This is a genomic window from Halorubrum trueperi (assembly GCF_042662525.1).
Lineage (GTDB): Archaea > Halobacteriota > Halobacteria > Halobacteriales > Haloferacaceae > Halorubrum > Halorubrum trueperi.
This window is the reverse complement of the sequence record NZ_JBHSXI010000016.1, coordinates 42,048-58,243: the sequence shown is the minus strand read 5'-3', so window position 1 is coordinate 58,243 and position 16,196 is coordinate 42,048. Positions and strand designations below refer to the sequence as shown.

At 68.5% G+C, this 16,196-nt stretch carries 15 protein-coding genes and 1 tRNA gene; 8 read left to right on the top strand and 8 right to left on the bottom strand.

Annotated features, from left to right (window positions below; all coding sequences use genetic code 11):
• Positions 1-29 precede the first annotated feature (29 nt).
• On the bottom strand, positions 30-923 hold the full coding sequence (locus ACFQEY_RS13830) for a fumarylacetoacetate hydrolase family protein (RefSeq protein WP_379769578.1): 894 nt from the start codon (positions 921-923) through the stop codon (positions 30-32).
• 66 nt (positions 924-989) lie between these two features.
• Positions 990-2,345, bottom strand: a complete 1,356-nt coding sequence (locus ACFQEY_RS13825; RefSeq protein ID WP_379769575.1) for an amidohydrolase family protein — start codon at positions 2,343-2,345, stop codon at positions 990-992.
• A gap of 124 nt (positions 2,346-2,469) precedes the next feature.
• On the opposite strand from ACFQEY_RS13825, the gene ACFQEY_RS13820 reads away from it, so the two are divergent.
• A complete protein-coding gene (locus tag ACFQEY_RS13820) occupies positions 2,470-3,084 on the top strand; it encodes a TetR/AcrR family transcriptional regulator (RefSeq protein ID WP_379769573.1) in 615 nt (204 codons plus the stop codon).
• A 551-nt stretch (positions 3,085-3,635) separates the two neighbouring features.
• Here ACFQEY_RS13820 and ACFQEY_RS13815 read toward each other — a convergent pair.
• From ACFQEY_RS13815 to ACFQEY_RS13800, 4 genes are all read right to left on the bottom strand, one after another.
• Complete coding sequence (locus ACFQEY_RS13815; protein WP_379769571.1) at positions 3,636-4,601, bottom strand: CPBP family intramembrane glutamic endopeptidase; 966 nt, start codon at positions 4,599-4,601, stop codon at positions 3,636-3,638.
• Positions 4,602-4,666: 65 nt separating this feature from the next.
• Positions 4,667-5,212 carry an NUDIX hydrolase gene (locus tag ACFQEY_RS13810; protein ID WP_379769568.1) on the bottom strand — a complete coding sequence of 182 codons (546 nt, stop codon included), beginning with the start codon at positions 5,210-5,212 and terminating at the stop codon, positions 4,667-4,669.
• Positions 5,213-5,236: 24 nt separating this feature from the next.
• Entirely contained in the window at positions 5,237-5,680 is a 444-nt protein-coding gene (locus ACFQEY_RS13805) for a hypothetical protein (protein ID WP_379769566.1), read from the bottom strand.
• A 104-nt stretch (positions 5,681-5,784) separates the two neighbouring features.
• Positions 5,785-7,341, bottom strand: a complete 1,557-nt coding sequence (locus ACFQEY_RS13800; RefSeq protein WP_379769563.1) for a DNA polymerase Y family protein — start codon at positions 7,339-7,341, stop codon at positions 5,785-5,787.
• 124 nt (positions 7,342-7,465) lie between these two features.
• Between ACFQEY_RS13800 and ACFQEY_RS13795 the strand changes: the two genes are divergently transcribed.
• The 3 genes from ACFQEY_RS13795 (at position 7,466) to ACFQEY_RS13785 (ending at position 10,231) form a co-directional block, all read left to right on the top strand.
• A complete protein-coding gene (locus ACFQEY_RS13795; RefSeq protein ID WP_379769561.1) occupies positions 7,466-8,779 on the top strand; it encodes an MFS transporter in 1,314 nt (437 codons plus the stop codon).
• Positions 8,780-9,181: 402 nt separating this feature from the next.
• Positions 9,182-9,460 (top strand): zinc ribbon domain-containing protein, encoded by a 279-nt coding sequence (locus ACFQEY_RS13790; protein ID WP_379769558.1) that lies wholly within the window; start codon positions 9,182-9,184, stop codon positions 9,458-9,460.
• A 96-nt stretch (positions 9,461-9,556) separates the two neighbouring features.
• Positions 9,557-10,231: a phosphate ABC transporter permease gene (locus ACFQEY_RS13785; RefSeq protein WP_379769556.1), complete on the top strand. Its 675-nt coding sequence runs from the start codon at positions 9,557-9,559 to the stop codon at positions 10,229-10,231.
• Between the two features lie 127 nt (positions 10,232-10,358).
• Here the strand turns inward: ACFQEY_RS13785 and ACFQEY_RS13780 are convergent, their stop codons facing one another.
• Positions 10,359-11,228, bottom strand: coding sequence for a 3-hydroxyacyl-CoA dehydrogenase family protein (locus tag ACFQEY_RS13780; RefSeq protein WP_379769553.1), 870 nt, complete (start codon positions 11,226-11,228; stop codon positions 10,359-10,361).
• Positions 11,229-11,462: 234 nt separating this feature from the next.
• On the opposite strand from ACFQEY_RS13780, the gene ACFQEY_RS13775 reads away from it, so the two are divergent.
• The 4 genes from ACFQEY_RS13775 to ACFQEY_RS13760 all read left to right on the top strand — a co-directional run bounded on the left by ACFQEY_RS13775 (position 11,463) and on the right by ACFQEY_RS13760 (position 15,658).
• Positions 11,463-12,266, top strand: coding sequence for a class I fructose-bisphosphate aldolase (locus ACFQEY_RS13775; protein ID WP_379769551.1), 804 nt, complete (start codon positions 11,463-11,465; stop codon positions 12,264-12,266).
• Entirely contained in the window at positions 12,266-13,204 is a 939-nt protein-coding gene (locus ACFQEY_RS13770; RefSeq protein ID WP_379769549.1) for a class 1 fructose-bisphosphatase, read from the top strand. Before ACFQEY_RS13775 ends, ACFQEY_RS13770 begins: the two co-directional genes overlap by 1 nt.
• Before the next feature lie 94 nt (positions 13,205-13,298).
• Positions 13,299-15,110 (top strand): acyl-CoA carboxylase subunit beta, encoded by a 1,812-nt coding sequence (locus ACFQEY_RS13765; RefSeq protein ID WP_379769547.1) that lies wholly within the window; start codon positions 13,299-13,301, stop codon positions 15,108-15,110.
• Positions 15,107-15,658 carry a redoxin domain-containing protein gene (locus ACFQEY_RS13760; protein WP_379769545.1) on the top strand — a complete coding sequence of 184 codons (552 nt, stop codon included), beginning with the start codon at positions 15,107-15,109 and terminating at the stop codon, positions 15,656-15,658. Before ACFQEY_RS13765 ends, ACFQEY_RS13760 begins: the two co-directional genes overlap by 4 nt.
• A 344-nt stretch (positions 15,659-16,002) precedes the next feature.
• Here ACFQEY_RS13760 and ACFQEY_RS13755 read toward each other — a convergent pair.
• A tRNA-Gly gene (locus tag ACFQEY_RS13755) sits at positions 16,003-16,073 on the bottom strand.
• Positions 16,074-16,196: the final 123 nt, after the last annotated feature.

The window sequence follows — 16,196 nt, the reverse complement described above, 5'->3', positions numbered from 1 at the left end:
ATACAATGAGATCCCTACTCCCGTGATCGCTACTTGCCGTCGAACGCGAAGTCGGTCGTCAACTCGCCGACGTCCTCGACGCGCACGGTGACGGTGTCGCCGTCGCCGAGCAACACCGGCGGCTCGCGGTAGACGCCGACGCCGGGGGGCGTGCCGGTAAAGAGCAGGTCGCCGGGCGTGAGCGTGAACGCTCGACTGCAGAAGGACACCAGCTCGTCGACCCCGAAGATCAGGTTCGACGTGGACGACTCCTGGAGCCGCTCGCCGTTGACGTCCGCGCTGATCGCGAGGTCGTGGGGGTCGCCGACCTCGTCTGTCGTCACGATCTCCGGGCCGATCGGGGCGAACGAGTCGAGACTCTTGCCGCGCACCCACTGTCCGTCGCCGTGCTGGAGGTCGCGCGCCGAGACGTCATTGCCGACGGTGAAGCCGGCGACGTGGTCCATCGCGTCCGCCGGGTCGACGCGGCGGGCCTCCTCGTCGATGACGGCAACCAGCTCGGCCTCGTAATCGACCTTCTGCGTGAGGGCGGGGTCCCACGAAACGGTGTCTGCCGGTCCAGTCACGGTCGTCGGGAACTTCGAGAAGAGGACGGGTTCGTCCGGGATCGGATTGTCGCCCTCTTCCGCGTGGTCGCGGTAGTTGAGCCCGACGCAGACGACCTTCTGGGGATCCGTCACCGGGGCCGCGCGCTCGACGTCGTCGGCGTCGTGGACGCCCGTGTCCGTCTCTTGTGCGTACGAAAGGGCCAGTTCGGCCTTCCGTCGCCAGTTCCACGTGGCGAGCAGGTCGGTCGTTCGCTCCGGAAGGTCGATCCCCGCGGCCGCGCCCGCCTCGGGGAGGCTGATCACGCCGCCGTCGTCGGTCGTGATGCCGCACCAGGGTGGTTCCGCGTCCGTCGTTCGATATTGTCCGAGTCGCATGTGTGATGTGGTAGTGTCGTGCGTTCGTGTCGCGAAGTCGTCTCGTGCGGTCGTCTCGTTCGGTCGCTACTGGTCGATCCCCGCCTCGTCGAGCAGTCGGTGGCCGGACTCCACGAACCGGTCGAACTCCTCGTTGACCTTCGGGTTCGTCAGCTCGCCGTCGCGCTTTCTGACCTCGCCGTCGACGAGGACCGTGTCGATGTGCGATGAGTCCGACTGGAAGACGACGGTCTGGACCGGCGAGTGAGAGGGGGCCGTCGTGAAATCGCCCGCGTCGACGAGGACGAGGTCGGCGCGCTTCCCGGGGGTGATCGTCCCGATCTCGTCGGCCATTCCGAGCGCCTTCGCGCCCTCGATCGTCGCCATCTCCAGCGTGTCGCGCGCGGAGATGCTCACCTCGGTGACCTCCTCGTCGCCCTCCAGGACCGCCTGGTTGTCGAACATCCGCTGGAGCTGCATCCCGATCCGCATCTGGCTGCCCATGTCTCCGCTGACGTTCGAACAGACGTCGACGCCCCACGTCGGACGGCCGCCCGCTTCGAGCACCTTGCCGGTGACGGGGATGCCGTGGCCCATCTGCATCTCCACTTCCGGCGTCGACGAGAAGGAGACGCCCTGCTCGACGGCGTGATCGATGTCCTCCTGAGAGAAGTGGTTCCCGTGGGCGACGTTGACGTCGGGGCCGAGCATGTCCTCGATGCAGCCGAACCCCTGGTAGCCGTCGCCGTAGACCGACGAGGGCCACAGCGCGGCACCCATGTGGATGGTCGAGAGCACACCCAGCTCTCGCGCCAGTTCCAGGTCGCCGCGGGCTGTCTCGTCGATACAGAAGTCCGGCCCACGGAGCCCGAGCGCCAAGCTGAGCAGGTCGTCGTCGCGGATCGCCTCGTCGTAGAGCGTGCGGACGTTCTGCTCGGGGAGGCCGACGTCGCTCTCGTACCACCACTTCGCCGCGTCGTCGCCCGGTGGGCCGTAGGTGTACACCGCGCGCAGTCCGGCGTCCTTCAGCGCGTCGACGGCCCGTTCGCCGTGTTCGAGCGTGTTGGGGTACGACCAGTCCAGGGCCGTGGTCGTCCCCGTGTAGAGCTTCTCGAACGCGCCGAAGAGGCCGCCGAGGTACATGTCTTCGGGCTGGTAGAGCCCGGTGATATTGCCGAGCATGTGATCGAAGTACTCGCCCATGAGCGACCAGTCCCCGGCGATGCCCCTGACCTGGGTCTGGGCGAGGTGGATGTGCGAGTCGACGAACCCGGGGACGACGATCTGGTCGGTGGCGTCGATGACCTCGGCGTTCTCCGCCGAGAGCCCGTGTCCGACGTCGACGATCTCGCCGTCCTCGATCAGCACGTCCGCCTCCTCCAGGTCCCCGATGTCCGGATCGAGGGAGACGACCGTCCCGTTCTGTATGATCGTTCGTGTCATGTGCGGGTGTATCGTTTGACCACGAGGTTAAAAATTTACCGTGCGGTAAAGACGAGGATCAGATCGGTCGCGAGGCGGTCGTTCGGAGCAATCGTATTATATGCCCCACCGACTCTGTTCTCGTATGAGCGATTCCCGCGAGACGGTCTCCTCTAAGGACACCGAGGAGGTGATCATGGAGGCCACGTTCCGTGCGCTGAGCAAGCACGGGTACACGGACCTCCGGATGCGCGACATTGGCGAGGAGATGGACCTGACGCGGCAGGTGATCCACTACCACTTCGACGGCAAGTACGATCTGCTCTCGTCGTTCCTCGAACACGTCATCGACCAGTACGAGGGGAGCGTCGAGCTCGACGCGGACGCGGACCCTCGGACGGAGCTCGACGCCCGGATAGACCAGTGCCTGTTCGGTCCGGAGTTCGAGGAGTTCTCCCACTGGGACCGGATGAAGGTGTACCACGAGCTGTACACGCACGCCCAGAACGACGGCGACCACCGCCAGATCTTCAACGACCACTACGACCGCATCCGCGGGAGCATCGTCGAGGTCGTCGAGGACGGCATCGAATGCGGGGAGTTCCAGGCCGTCGACGCCGAGCGCATGGGACAGCTCATCACGGACGTCATTCACGCCGCCCGCGGCCGCCGGATGGCGCTCGGTCACGAGGACGCGCCCGAGGAGGCCCGCAAGGCGATCGACGAGTTCATCCTCGACTCGCTGTACGCCGACGAGTAGGTCGTTGCCGTCGGCTGTGTGGGATGCGGATCTGATGGTTCGATCGATCACTTATATATCGTTGCCGTCGGCGACGCGGTGGTTGTCTTCGACGCTCCGGCGATTTGTTTATAAGAGGATGTTGCTGTCGGCGACGCGGTGAACACCACCAACGCCCCAGTCGCCGGACTGCGCCCGGCTGCCAGAGGCACTCCGCGCCTCGCTGTCGCCGGCGCTCTGCGCCGGCTTCAAGAGGGAACTCCGGTCCCTCCCTGCTTACATCGCCTGCGCCGCCCTCCCGGCTGCCCCTTTGAATCCCAACCCTGCACAGTACCGCAACCGCACCTCACGCCTCCCCAGCCTCGCCGTTCGCGCCTTTATAAGGCGCTCGCGGCGTCCCTCGCGCGGTGTCGTTCGCGCCCTCTGGGCGCTCACGAGCACGCGCCACCGCACCGCCTCGTTCATTTATAAATAATCGTCGCTGCTGCGCTCATTCATTTAAATACCACGTCGCCGCCGGCGATGGTCTACGATCTCCGCGTTCGATGCTCCGTACTGCGGGCGAGATCCGCTCAGATCGGCAGCAGCGTCGCCCCGCTGGCGGCCGCATCCTCTAGCTCCGGACCGTACGCGATCGCGATGTACAGGAGCGACAGGAGGATGCTGTTGTACGTCCCGTGCATCAGCGCGACGACGACGAGGTTCCCGGTGTACTCGTACACCGCGCCGAACAGGAGGCTGGGGATCACGAGGAGCCCGATCCCGAGCAGGACCCCCGTCACGCCGCCGCCGGACAGCGAGATCACGTGGGCGGGGGCGAACACCGCCGAGGCGATGACGATGGCGGGGACCGCCGACAGCGACTCCCGCAGGCGGCTCTGGACGACGCCCCGGAAGAGGAACTCCTCGCACGGCCCGACGACGAGGAACATCGCCACCACGATGAGCGGGATGATCGCCGGGTTCTGCATCGCCACCTGCGCGCCCTGGTTCTGCGCCGGCTCGGCCCCCGTCGACAACACGATCGTGGACAGCACGATGGCGACGCCGAACGTCGCCACCGCCCCGACGACGGCGATCACGAACTCGACCGCGCTCGGGCGTCGCACCCCGAGATACGCGACGATACGCGAGCGGTCGAACCCTCTCAATCGAAGATACAGGAGCCCGACGCCGCCGAACGCGAGGTACTGCCCGACGGCGAGCGACAGCGCGAGCGAGACCACGAGCGAGAAGCCGCCGACGAGCTGTCCGACTATCGCGAAGCCGAACGAGAGGGCGACGTACGCGAAGACCCCGAACACGCCGACCCCGACCGCCGACGCGATCGTCCTCGCGGTGGAGTCCCCAGGCTCCGCCCCGATCGGATCGTCCGGGTCGGTCGGATCGACCGGATCGGAGTCTCCACGTTCGTTCGGGTCGGTCGAGTCGGCCGCATCGACTGCACGATCGCCGTCGGGACGACCGCCGTTGGAACGACCGTCGTCGGAGGCGGAATCGGCCGCCCCGTCAGGATCGCCGCTGGAGGGATCAGTCATCGTCGATGGTTCGACCCGATCACGCATAGGTCTGTTCGTCGCTCACTCCAGCTGGGCGTCACCGGTCACCGGTACAGCAGCTCGTACCACAGTACGGCGGTCACGGTCCGACCGTCCCGGAGGCCGTCGTCGACGACGGCTTCGAGCAGGTCGTCGTAGGGCACGGTCTCGACTGCGATCGACTCGTTGTGATCGAGGTCGCGATCGGCGGTCGGCTCACCCCCCGTCGCGAGGAAGTGGTGGTGGACCGCGTTCGCCATCCCGTTGGTCGGCTCGACGGTCGTCAGGCGCTCGAAGGAGTCCGCCTCGTACCCCGTCTCCTCGGCGAGCTCGCGCTCGGCGGCCCGTTCGAGGTCGTCGGCGTCCTCCGGCTCCACCGACCCGGCCGGGAGGCCGCGGTTGGTCCGGCCGACCGCCTGCCGCCACTCGTCGATGACGACGACCTCGCCGTCGGGCGTGAACGGGAGCACGACGACCGCCGGCGGTTCGTCGACGTAGTGGAAGTCGTCCGTTTCGCCGTCCGGGAACCGCACCTCGTCGCGGCGCACGTCGAAGCCGGGACAGCGGTAGTCGATGGCGGTGTCGAGTGTCTCCCACGAGAGATCGTCCATGCGATAGGGTCGGTGTTCCGGCACCTAAATACTCGTCCGCTCGCGGAGCGCCGGGATCGCTCGTGCCGCGACGGCCCCGACAAGCCACGCGAGCGTCCCAAACACGACTGCCTGGACGCCGAGGTAGACGAGCCCGTCGACGCCCAACATGGCGACGAGCCGCTCGCCGAGCGACCGTCCCGAGAGCCCGAGGAGGTAGTGATTCGCACTGTACCCGAGCAGCGCGGCGTAGACGGCGGCCCACGAGGCGACCACGCCACTGCGTCGGAACGCGAGCCCCGCGGCTGCGACGACGCCGACGACGGCCGCGTCCCCCGCGAGAAAGACGACCCCGCCCGAGATCTCGAATGCCCCGACCGCGTAGGCGGCGAAGACGAGCGCGAAACACAGCGGAGGCACGAGAAGTCGGGGATCGGGGCGCGGACGGTTCCGCTTCGGACCGACGAGAAGCGCGCGGAGGGAGGGCATACCCCGTCGGTGTCTCCGGATGGACAAAAAGGTCGGTTCGTCCGAGGGGGTCAGCAGTTCGCCGACGCGGCTATCGTCGCACTCATCGTCGCTGTCGTCCGACGTTACGCCCAGTCGCCGAGTGACGCCTGGCCGTCGGGACGTCGCGGTCGGCGGTCGCCGGAGCCGTCCTCGTCGCTATCGGCGTGCTCTCCGCCGTCTCCACCCTCCTCGGCGGTCGATCCCGCACCGATCCAGTCGCTGATCTTGTCGCCGGCGCGGTCGCTCTCGTCAGCGCTGCTCTCACCACTACCGCTCCCGCCTGCGCTGGTCTCACCACCACCGCTCCCGCCTGCGCCGCTCCCACCTGCGCTGGTCTCACCACCACCGCTCCCGCCTGCGCTGCTCCCGCCTGCGCCGCTCCCGCTGCTCCCGTTCTCGCCTCCGTTACCGGCGTCGCCGCGGTCGAATCCAGTCAGCGTCGACTGGTCGCTCTCAGCGAAGTCGAGCTTCGAGACGCGCACGCCGAGCTTGCGAATCCTGGCGTCGTCGAACTCGGTGAGGAGGTCGAGCGCCACCTCCTCGACGAGGTCCGGATCGTCGACGGGGCCGGGGAGGCTCCGGGCTCGGGTGTTGACCTCGAACGGCGGCTCGACCGCCTTGATCCCGATGGTTCGGTAGAGGCACCCGCGCTCGCGGGCCCGACCGGCCACGTCGGCCGCCAGCGCCGACACCGTCTCCCGCTTCGTCGCCCCGTCGGCGGTGGCGGGCAGCGAGGATTCCCGCGAGAGGCTCTTCGGAAGCCCGGTCGGCGTCACCTCCCGGTCGTCGTCGCCGCGGGCGCGGCGGGACAGCTCTCGACCGCGGTCGCCCAGTTTCGCGGCTATCCGATCGGAATCAGCGGCGGCGAGGTCGCCCGCGGTTTCGATCCCCAGCTCGGCGAGGGTTCGTTCCGTCACGGGGCCGACGCCGTGGACGTCCGCGGTCGGCAGCGGCGCGAGGAAGTCCGCGACCGAGCCGGGCGGGACGACCACGAGCCCGTCCGGTTTGTCGGCGTCGCTGGCGACCTTCGCGGCCGACATGTTCGGGGCGACCCCGACGCTCGCCGGCACCCCCGCCTCGCGTTCGATCCGCGATTTGACGTGCCGGGCGTACCCTTCGGCGAGCGTCCGAACGGTGGCCGGACCGGCCGCGGCGCTCTCGTCCCCGCCGTCGCCGACGTCCCACGCGGTTCGATCCGTGACGTCGAGGTACGCCTCGTCGATGCTCACCTCGCGGCGCGTGTCGGCGCAGTCGCGGAGGATCGCCTTGACGTCGCTCGCGACCTCCTTGTAGAAGTCGAGGTCGACTGGGAGGTACCGTCCGGTCTCGTCGGGCTCCGGCGCACTCGGGTCGTCGGGATCCGCCTCGGTGCGCCGGGGGAGAAGCTCCAGCGCCTTCGAGATCGGCATCGCGCTCTCGACGCCGAACGCGCGGGCCTCGTAGCTCGCGGTCGCGACCGCACCAATCGTCTCCCCGTCCTCGTACCCCATCCCGACGACGAGCGGTTCGCCGTCGAGCTCCGGCCGCCGCAGGCGCTCGCAGGACGCGTAAAAGCAGTCCATGTCGACGTGGAGGATCACGCGATCGCTCCCGTCCGCGCCCTCCGCCGCGGTCGCGCCGGGGAGCGTTTCGCCCGTCATCGACCCGAGATCCGAGCTCCGCGGTCTTAAGGCTCAGCCACGCGCGGCGGCAGTGAAAATCGGGAACCGGATCGATACCCGGGATTCACAAACGCCTTTGCTCCCGCGGGCGAACTCCGATCCGATGGGGCTTCTCTCGGGTGTCACCGACACCGATCGGCGGGTCATCGTGCTCGCGCTCGCGCGGATGGTCGGGGCCGCCGGAAACTCCTTTCTCATCGTCGTCCTCCCGCTGTACATCGCGAGCGACCTCGTCGACGTCGACGCGCTCCTCGGGACCGCGGTCGGCGTCGGCGCGGCGTCGGTGACGCTGACTGAACCGCTGCTCATCGGGATCGTTCTCTCGCTGTTCGGATTCCTCAACAGCCTCTCGCAGCCGCTGACCGGTCGACTCTCCGACCGCATGGGCGTCCGGCGGCCGTTCGTGCTCGTCGGGATCGCCCTCCTCGGGACGGCGAGCGGGCTCTACACGATTGCGGACTCCTACTGGCACCTCGTCGTCCTCCGCGCGGCGCAGGGGCTCGGCGCGGCGCTCATCATTCCGGCCACGGTCGCGCTCGTCAACGAATACGCCGCGAGCGACGCAGACCGCGGGGGCAACTTCGGCGTGTACAACACCTTCCGGCTGATCGGCTTCGGGTTCGGACCGGTCCTCGCCGGTGTCGTCGTCGAGGCCGGCCCGTACGACCTCTCGGCGGTCGGGCTCCCGGTCGTCGACGGGTTCGACGCCGCGTTCATCGCGGCCTGCGTCGGGGCCTACACCAGCTTCGCGCTCGTGTACCTCCTGGTCCGCGACGCCGCCGAGTCCAGCGAGGCGAGCGACGACCTCTCGATCCGCGTGCGCGGCGACGACCGCCTGCTCGACCCCGTGTTCGCGCTCGGGCTGGCGACGGTCGCGATGGGGCTGTGTATCGCGATGTATGCCACGCTACAGAACCAGGTGAACGTCCGGCTGGATCAGCCGCCGGTGTGGTTCGGGCTCCAGTTCGCGGCGGTCACGATCGCGAACGTCCTCCTGCAGGTGCCCGTGGGGCAGGCCAGCGATCGGATCGGGCGGCGGCCCTTCCTCGTGGCCGGGTTCGCGATCCTCGCGCCGACGACCCTGCTGCAGGGGATCGTCACCGACCCGATCGTGATGACGCTCGTCAGGCTCGGGCAGGGCGTCGCCGTCGCGTGCGTGTTCGCGCCGTCGCTCGCGCTCGCGGGGGACCTCGCGCGGGAGGGCGAGTCCGGGACGACGCTGTCGGTGCTCACGATGGGGTTCGGGTTCGGTATCGCGCTCGGGCCGCTGGCGTCCGGCTGGCTCGTCGGGTTCGGGTTCGTCGTTCCCTTCGCGGTCGGCGCGGGGCTGGCGGTCGTCGCGCTCGCGGCGGTCGTGACACAGGTGGAGGAGACGCTCGTGCTCGGCGACGACGCCGGACCGGTCGCGGCGGACTAACAGCGCAGATCGACTGACTGATTGACCGACCGATCGACGCTCGCTATTTATCTCCCGTCACGCGACGCCCGCACCACCGAGTCGTGGCGACGGCGCGCCTCCGAGCGCTCGCTTTTAAGCGAGCGCGGGGAGCCCGCGAGGGAGGCCGGACCGCCCGCCCAGCAGTCGGGCGGGCGGTCCGGACGAGGCTGGGGAGGGTGAGGTGCGGGGCGGCGCTGTGCAGGGTGTGATTCAAAGGGGCAGCCGCGAGGCGGGCGTTTTGGAAGTGTTCTCCGCCCTTACAACAATTTATAAACGATAACTTAGATTTTGGCGACGTTCACCGCGCTACCAACGGTTTATAAACAGTCGCTCGCGACCACACCGCTCATTTATAAGTTGACGACGGTCGAATTGCCGCTCGTGTCCCGCGATCGCGTGTACTGCGTCGACTGTCGGGAGCCGATCCCGAGCGACGCTCGGGTGTGTCCCCACTGCGACGCGGTTCAACCCTCGCCGCTCGTAGACGTGGGCGTCGTCGTCGCCGGCGTCTTCGCGTTCGTGTTCGGCGTGGTCCTCGCGCTGATGACGGTCGGGACGACGCGGCTCTTCGGATTCGTCCTCGTCATCGTCGGATTCGGCCTCGCCGTCGGCGGCTACACGCGCCACCTCGATCGGCAGGCCGGGCGACGTGCGCGGTGAGCGTTCGCGATGTGCGTGGTGAGCGTGCGCGATGTGCGCGACGCCAAGCGAGCCGTGCCGCGACCTTTTAAGTGCGATCGGCGGCCACGTGGTCGCATGCTCACGCCAGTCACCCTCGGACTCGTCGTCGCGGGACTGCTCCTCGCGTTCGTCGGTGCCGCGGTCTCCGTTTACGCCGTCACGCTGACCGGTGCCCTCGTCGGCGGCGGTGCGGGGTACCTCGCCGCGCCGACGCTCGTCGGGCTGATCGCGGTCGACGGCCTCGCGCTGACCGGCGTCGCGGTCGCGCTCGGCGCGGGGCTCGGCGGCTTCCTCGCGTACGCCGGGCTCTCCGTCGCCGTCGTCGTCATCGGCGGGCTCGTCGGCGGCTTCGCCGGACGGTTCGCGGTCGGACCGCTGTACGCGGCCGACGCGGCCGGAATCGAGGGGACTGCGCTGCTCGTCGGGGCGACGCTGGCCGGCGTCGCGGTCGGCGCGCTGCTCGGCTTCGTGGTTACCCGGACGACGCTCGTCGCCTCGACCGCGTTCATCGGCGCGGCGTTCGCCTCGCGGTCGATAACGCCGACGACCCTCGATGCGGCCGTCGCGGAGACGACCGTCGAGCCGCTCCTGTTCGACCCGACCGCGCCGGCGTTCCTCGCGGTGTTCGCCCTCGGCGCGCTCTCGCAGCTCGGGCTGTTCCGGTTCGGGTACGTGACGACGTTGGTCGGCCTGCTTCCCGGCGCGCGCCGGTGGACCGCGGGTGGCGACGAGCACGCCGAAAGCGCCTGATACGGCCCGACAGTGGGTTCCTACGTCGCCGAGCTGGCGGGTGCCCCCACCGCTTCGACGGCGAATGCCTCTCCCCCTCCGCCTCAACGGCGAACGCCTATTCCCCCACCGCCTCGACGGCGAACGCCTACTCCTCCTCGCCCCCGTACTCGTAGAAGCCGCGACCCGTCTTCTTCCCGAGATCGCCGGCCTCGACCTTGCGCGTGAGGAGGTACGCCGGCTTGTAGCGATCGCCGAGTTCGGCGTGGAGCGTCTCGCTCGCGTCCACCACCACGTCGAGGCCGATGTGGTCGGCGAGTTCGAGGGGCCCCATCGGCACGTTCGTCCCGAGTTTCATCCCGCGGTCGATGTCTTCTCTGTCGGCGACGCCCTCGTCGTACGCGCGGACGCCCTCGTTGATCCACGGCATCAGGATTCGGTTCGTGACGAAGCCCGGCTTGTCGTCGGACTCCCACGTCTCCTTGCCGAGGTCCGCGGCGAACGCGTGCGCGAAGTCGACGACCGCGTCGTCGGTCCGCTCCCCGACGACGACCTCCACGCCGTCCATGACCGGCACGGGGTTCATGAAGTGGAGACCGATCACGTCGCTCGCGCGGCCCGTTGCGCTCGCGATCGACGTGATCGACAGCGTGGAGGTGTTCGTCGCGAGAATCACGTCGCCGTCGGTGACCGCGTCGAGGTCGGCGAAGATGTCCCGTTTCACGTCCAGGTCCTCCACCGCGGCCTCGATCACGAGATCGGCGGCCGCGAGGTCGTCGAGGTCTGTCGTCCCCGCGATCCGGTCGCGGATCGCCGCCGGGTCCTCCCCCAGCCGATCCGCCGCTGCCAGCCGATCGAGGCTCTCCTCGACGGCGTCGAGGCCCTTCTCGACGTACTCTTCTTCGATGTCCCGCATCACGACGTCGTAGCCGGCCGCCGCGGCGACCTGTGCGATCCCGTTGCCCATCGTCCCGGCTCCGACCACCCCGACGACGTCGATATCGGATAGCGCTCGCATGCGAATCGCTGCCCCGTCGCGGGGCGTAAGCGTTCCGACTCCGGCGGCCGCCCTTGTTTTCTTTCCGCGGAATAGCGAACCAACTGGACAATTAACTATGTACGTAGTAACCTCAAACATCGGGAAAACAGCGAGGAAACCGTTCGAAACGCGCGGAAATGGCGCTTCACCGCTCACCGGCAGCGATCCGTCTGACCACAGCGCTTTTTACCGATGTAACGGGACTACGTACTGATGCTTCCTCACGCCGACGACGCCATCTCGCGGGACGGCAAATCGCTCATCCTCGCGTACGACCACGGGCTCGAACACGGACCGGTCGATTTCGATCCGAACCCGGCGACGGCCGATCCGGAGCGGCTGTTCGAGCTGGCCACCCACGACGCGGTCACCGCGCTGGCCGTCCAGAAGGGCGTCGCCGAGGCGTACTACCCCGAGTACGCGGACAACGTCAACCTCCTGTTGAAGCTGAACGGCACCTCGAACCTCTGGATGGGCGAGCCGGACAGCCCCGTCAACTGCACGGCGGAGTACGCGGCCGAGCTCGGTGCCGACGCGGTCGGGTTCACCCTCTACGGCGGCTCGAACCACGAGGTCGAGATGGCCGAGGAGTTCCGGCGCGCACAGGAGGGTGCCCGCGAACACGACATGGGCGTCGTCATGTGGTCGTACCCGCGCGGACAGGGAGTCAAAAACGACACGAGCCCGGACACCATCTCGTACGCCGCCCGGCTCGGACTGGAACTCGGAGCCGACGTGGTGAAAGTGAAGTACCCCGGCTCCCCCGAGGCGATGGCTGAGACCGTCCGGATGGCCGGCCCGACGAAGGTCGTGATGTCCGGCGGAACGATGCGCGACGACGAGGCGTTCCTCCGAAACGTCGCGAACGCCATCGACGCCGGTGCTACCGGCCTCGCGGTTGGTCGAAACGTCTTCCAGCGCGACGACCCCGAGCGCATCCTCGACGCGCTCGAAGCCGTCGTCTTCCAGGAAGTCGACCCGGCGGAGGCGCTGGCGATCGCCGAGAGCGCCGACTGATGACCGGCTCGGATCCGACGGTGGAGGCGATCTTCGACGCGGTCGCCGAAACGGCTCCCGCGATCCGCGCGGCGCTCCCCGGCCGCCGGGTCGAGAGCGGGACGGCCAACCCCTCCGGCGAGAGCGTCATGGCCGGCGACCTGTACGCCGACGAGCTGCTCGCGGACGCGCTGACCGCGGTCGACGGGGTGGGATCGTTCGTCAGCGAGGAGCGCGAGAGCGCCGTCGACGCCGGCGGCGCGGTCGGGAGTGGCGGCGGCAACGGCGACGGCGATGGCGACGGCAACGGCGATGACGACGCGTACGCGGTCGCGATCGACCCCCTCGACGGCTCCTCGAACCTCCGGTCGAACAACGCGATGGGCACCGTGGTCGGCGTGTACAACGCCCCGCTCCCCGCGACCGGTCGCGACCTCGTCGCCGCCGGGTACGTCCTCTACGGCCCGATCACGACGATGATCGTCGCCGACGAGTCGGGCGTGAGCGAGGAGGTGATAGAGCGCGAGCCGGGCGGGAGCGATGCGGGATCCGTCTCGCGCTCCGTCGTCGACGACGACCTGACGCTCCCCGCGGACCCGCTCGTCTACGGGTTCGGCGGTCGCGTCCCCGACTGGCCGGACGAGTTCACCGCGTACGCCCGCGAGATCGAAGACGAGCTGAAACTCCGGTACGGCGGTGCCATGGTCGGCGACGTGAACCAGGTACTCACCTACGGCGGGATATTCGCGTACCCGGCCCTGGTCAGCGCGCCCGCGGGGAAACTCCGGCTCTCGTTCGAGGCGAACCCCATCGCGTACATCGTCGAGCGCGCGGGCGGGGCGGCCTCGAACGGCGACACCCCCATCCTCGACGTCGAACCCGAGGGCGTTCACGACCGCGTCCCCCTCTACGTCGGCAACGAGGAACTGGTCGAGCGGCTGGAGGCGGCGCTGGATTAACCGGCGCGGCTCGACGCGCGTTCCGGTTTCCGTCCGGCGACGGCGACGAACCCGCATGGAAAACTGTTTAGGACTCTCCGCAAATCTTGCGTCCATGAGAGTTCACGTCGGCGCGGCGGCGACGCCCGAGGAGGCCGAGGCGATCGCGAAGTCGCTCGCGGAGCACCTCGGCGTCGACGTCGACGTCCACGTCGGGGAGCGCGACGAGCCCGCCGCGAGCGCGGAGCCGCCCGAGATCGAGTACCCGCTCGACGACGACCACGGCCCCACCGACCGCGAGCGCGACCTCCAAGCGGAGATCGAGGACATCCTGCAGGGGGGTCCCGAGAAGTACCGCGACAGACTCGCCGAGCGGGGGAAACTGTTCGTTCGCGATCGCCTCGACCTCTGGTTCGGCGGGGAGGGTGGCACCCGCGGCGCGGGCGACGCGAGCACCGCGGACGGGGGCCCAGCCGGGCTCCACTTCGAGGACGGGAAGTTCGCCGCGTTCGACGACTGGCACCCGAACGCGCCTGCTGACGAGGACGACGACGGAACCGAGACAGACGGCGACCGCCTCCCCGCGGACGGCCTCCTCACCGGGGCGGCCGAGTTCGAGGGGCGCGACGTGCACTTCATGGCCAACGACTTCACCGTGAAGGCGGGATCGATGGCGGCGAAGGGCGTCGAGAAGTTCCTCCGGATGCAACAGCGCGCCCTGAAGACGGGCAAACCGGTGCTCTACCTGATGGACTCCTCGGGCGGTCGGATCGATCAGCAATCGGGGTTCTTCGCCAACCGCGAGGGGATCGGGAAGTACTACTACAACCACTCGATGCTCTCGGGGGCGGTCCCGCAGATCTGTGTCCTCTACGGCCCCTGCATCGCGGGTGCCGCCTACACCCCCGTCTTCGCCGACTTCACCGTGATGGTCGAGGGGATGTCCGCGATGGCGATCGCCTCCCCGCGAATGGTGAAGATGGTCACGGGCGAGGATATCGAGATGGCGGATCTTGGCGGACCGCGCGTCCACGCCGAGGAGTCCGGCTCCGCGGACCTCGTCGCTCGCGACGAGGAACACGCCCGCGAACTCGTCGGCGACCTGATCGGCTACCTCCCCGATCGCGCGGGGGACACTCCCCCACGGGGCGAGACGAAGCCCCCGAAGTTCTCGCCCGAGGGGATCGACGAGCTGATCCCGGAGTCGCCGAACCGGCCGTACGACGTCCGCGACCTGCTCGACCGGGTCGCGGACGCGGAGTCTGTCTTCGAGCTGAAGTCGGCGTACGGTCCCGAGATCGTCACGGCCTTCTGCCGGATCGACGGCCGCTCCGTCGGCGTCGTCGCCAACGACCCGGCGGTCCGCTCCGGTGCCATCTTCCCGGACGCGGCCGAGAAGGCCGCGGAGTTCGTCTGGACCTGCGACGCCTACGGAATCCCCCTCTTGTACCTCTGTGACACGCCGGGGTTCATGGCCGGCTCGCAGGTCGAGAAGGACGCTATCTTGGAAAAGGGAAAGAAGCTGATCTACGCCACTTCCTCGGCCACGGTGCCGAAACAGACCGTCGTCGTTCGGAAGGCGTACGGCGCGGGCATCTACGCGATGGGAGGGCCCGCCTACGACCCCGAGAGCGTCATCGGGCTCCCCTCCGGCGAGATCGGGATCATGGGACCGGAGGCCGCGATCAACGCCGTCTACGCTCGGAAGCTCGCCGAGATCGACGATCCCGAGGAGCGCGCGGAGACCGAGGCGCGACTCCGCGAGGAGTACCGAGAGGACATCGACGTCCACCGGATGGCGAGCGAGGTCGTCATCGACGAGATCGTTCCGCCCTCGGCGCTCCGCGAGGAGCTGGCCGCCCGGTTCTCCTTCTACGAGGACGTGGAGAAGGACCTGCCGGACAAGAAACACGGGACGGTGCTGTGACCCCAATCGACGTCGGCGTCAAGGCCCCCGACTTCATCGCCCCCGCGGTCGTCGGCGGGGGCGGAGCCGGAGACGTCAGCGCCGCAGAACTGGCGCTGTTCCGGCTCGTCGACGGACACGACGCCGTCGTCCTCTGTTTTGCGCCCGCGACCTTCGTTCCCACCTGCACGGCCGAGTTCGCCGCGATCAGAGACGCCGGCTGGGCCGGCCGCGACGACCTCGCCGTCGTCGCGCTCACCGGCGACTCGCTGTACGCGGGCTTCGCGTACGCCGACCGGTTCGACCTCCCCTTCCCGATCGTCTCCGACTTCCACGGCGGAATCGCCGAGTCGTACGACCTGCTCGCCGAATCGTGGGAGGGCCACTCGGATATCCCCCGTCGAGCGACCGTCGTCGTCGACGACGACTGGACCGTCCGGTTCGCCGAGGCGACGACCGACGCCCTCGATCGGCCCGCTCCCTCGCCCGTCCAGAACGCCACGGCGACGCTCCGCGAGATTGGGGTCGACGTTGACCGCCCGCGGGTGAACTACGACGGGCCGTGGTGACCGGATCCTAGCGGGGTCGCTCTCGTCTTTTCACGGAGTACGTCGCTCGCGGAGTCAGTCGCAAAATGCACCGGTCGAGACTCCCGTGAGTGGTGCGAGGTGTGAGCGGAGCGAACATCTCGATTGCGAGCGGTGAAACCGCGAGCAAAACGAACGGGAGACAGGCCGGGGAACGACCGAAGGGAGTTTGTCGAGCGGAGCGAGACAACCGTCGACTGACGAAGTCAGTCGGAAGTGCACCGGCCGAGATTTGAACTAGGGAAAGACGGTCGGCTCGCTTCGCTCGCCGCTGCGACTTTCTGAGTTCAAATCACTCGGTGATTTCTCTCACTACGTTCGAGAAATGCACCGGCCGAGATTTGAACTCGGGTTGCAACCATGGCAAGGTTGCGTGATACCACTACACTACCGGTGCGTGCTTCGCGTCTGCACATAGTCCGAGTCGGAGATATAAGGGTTCCGAACGACGGTCGGCGTGGCGGCGTCGACCCCGCCCGAGCCGCCGGAAGCGTCATCGGCATCGCGACCAATACGGACA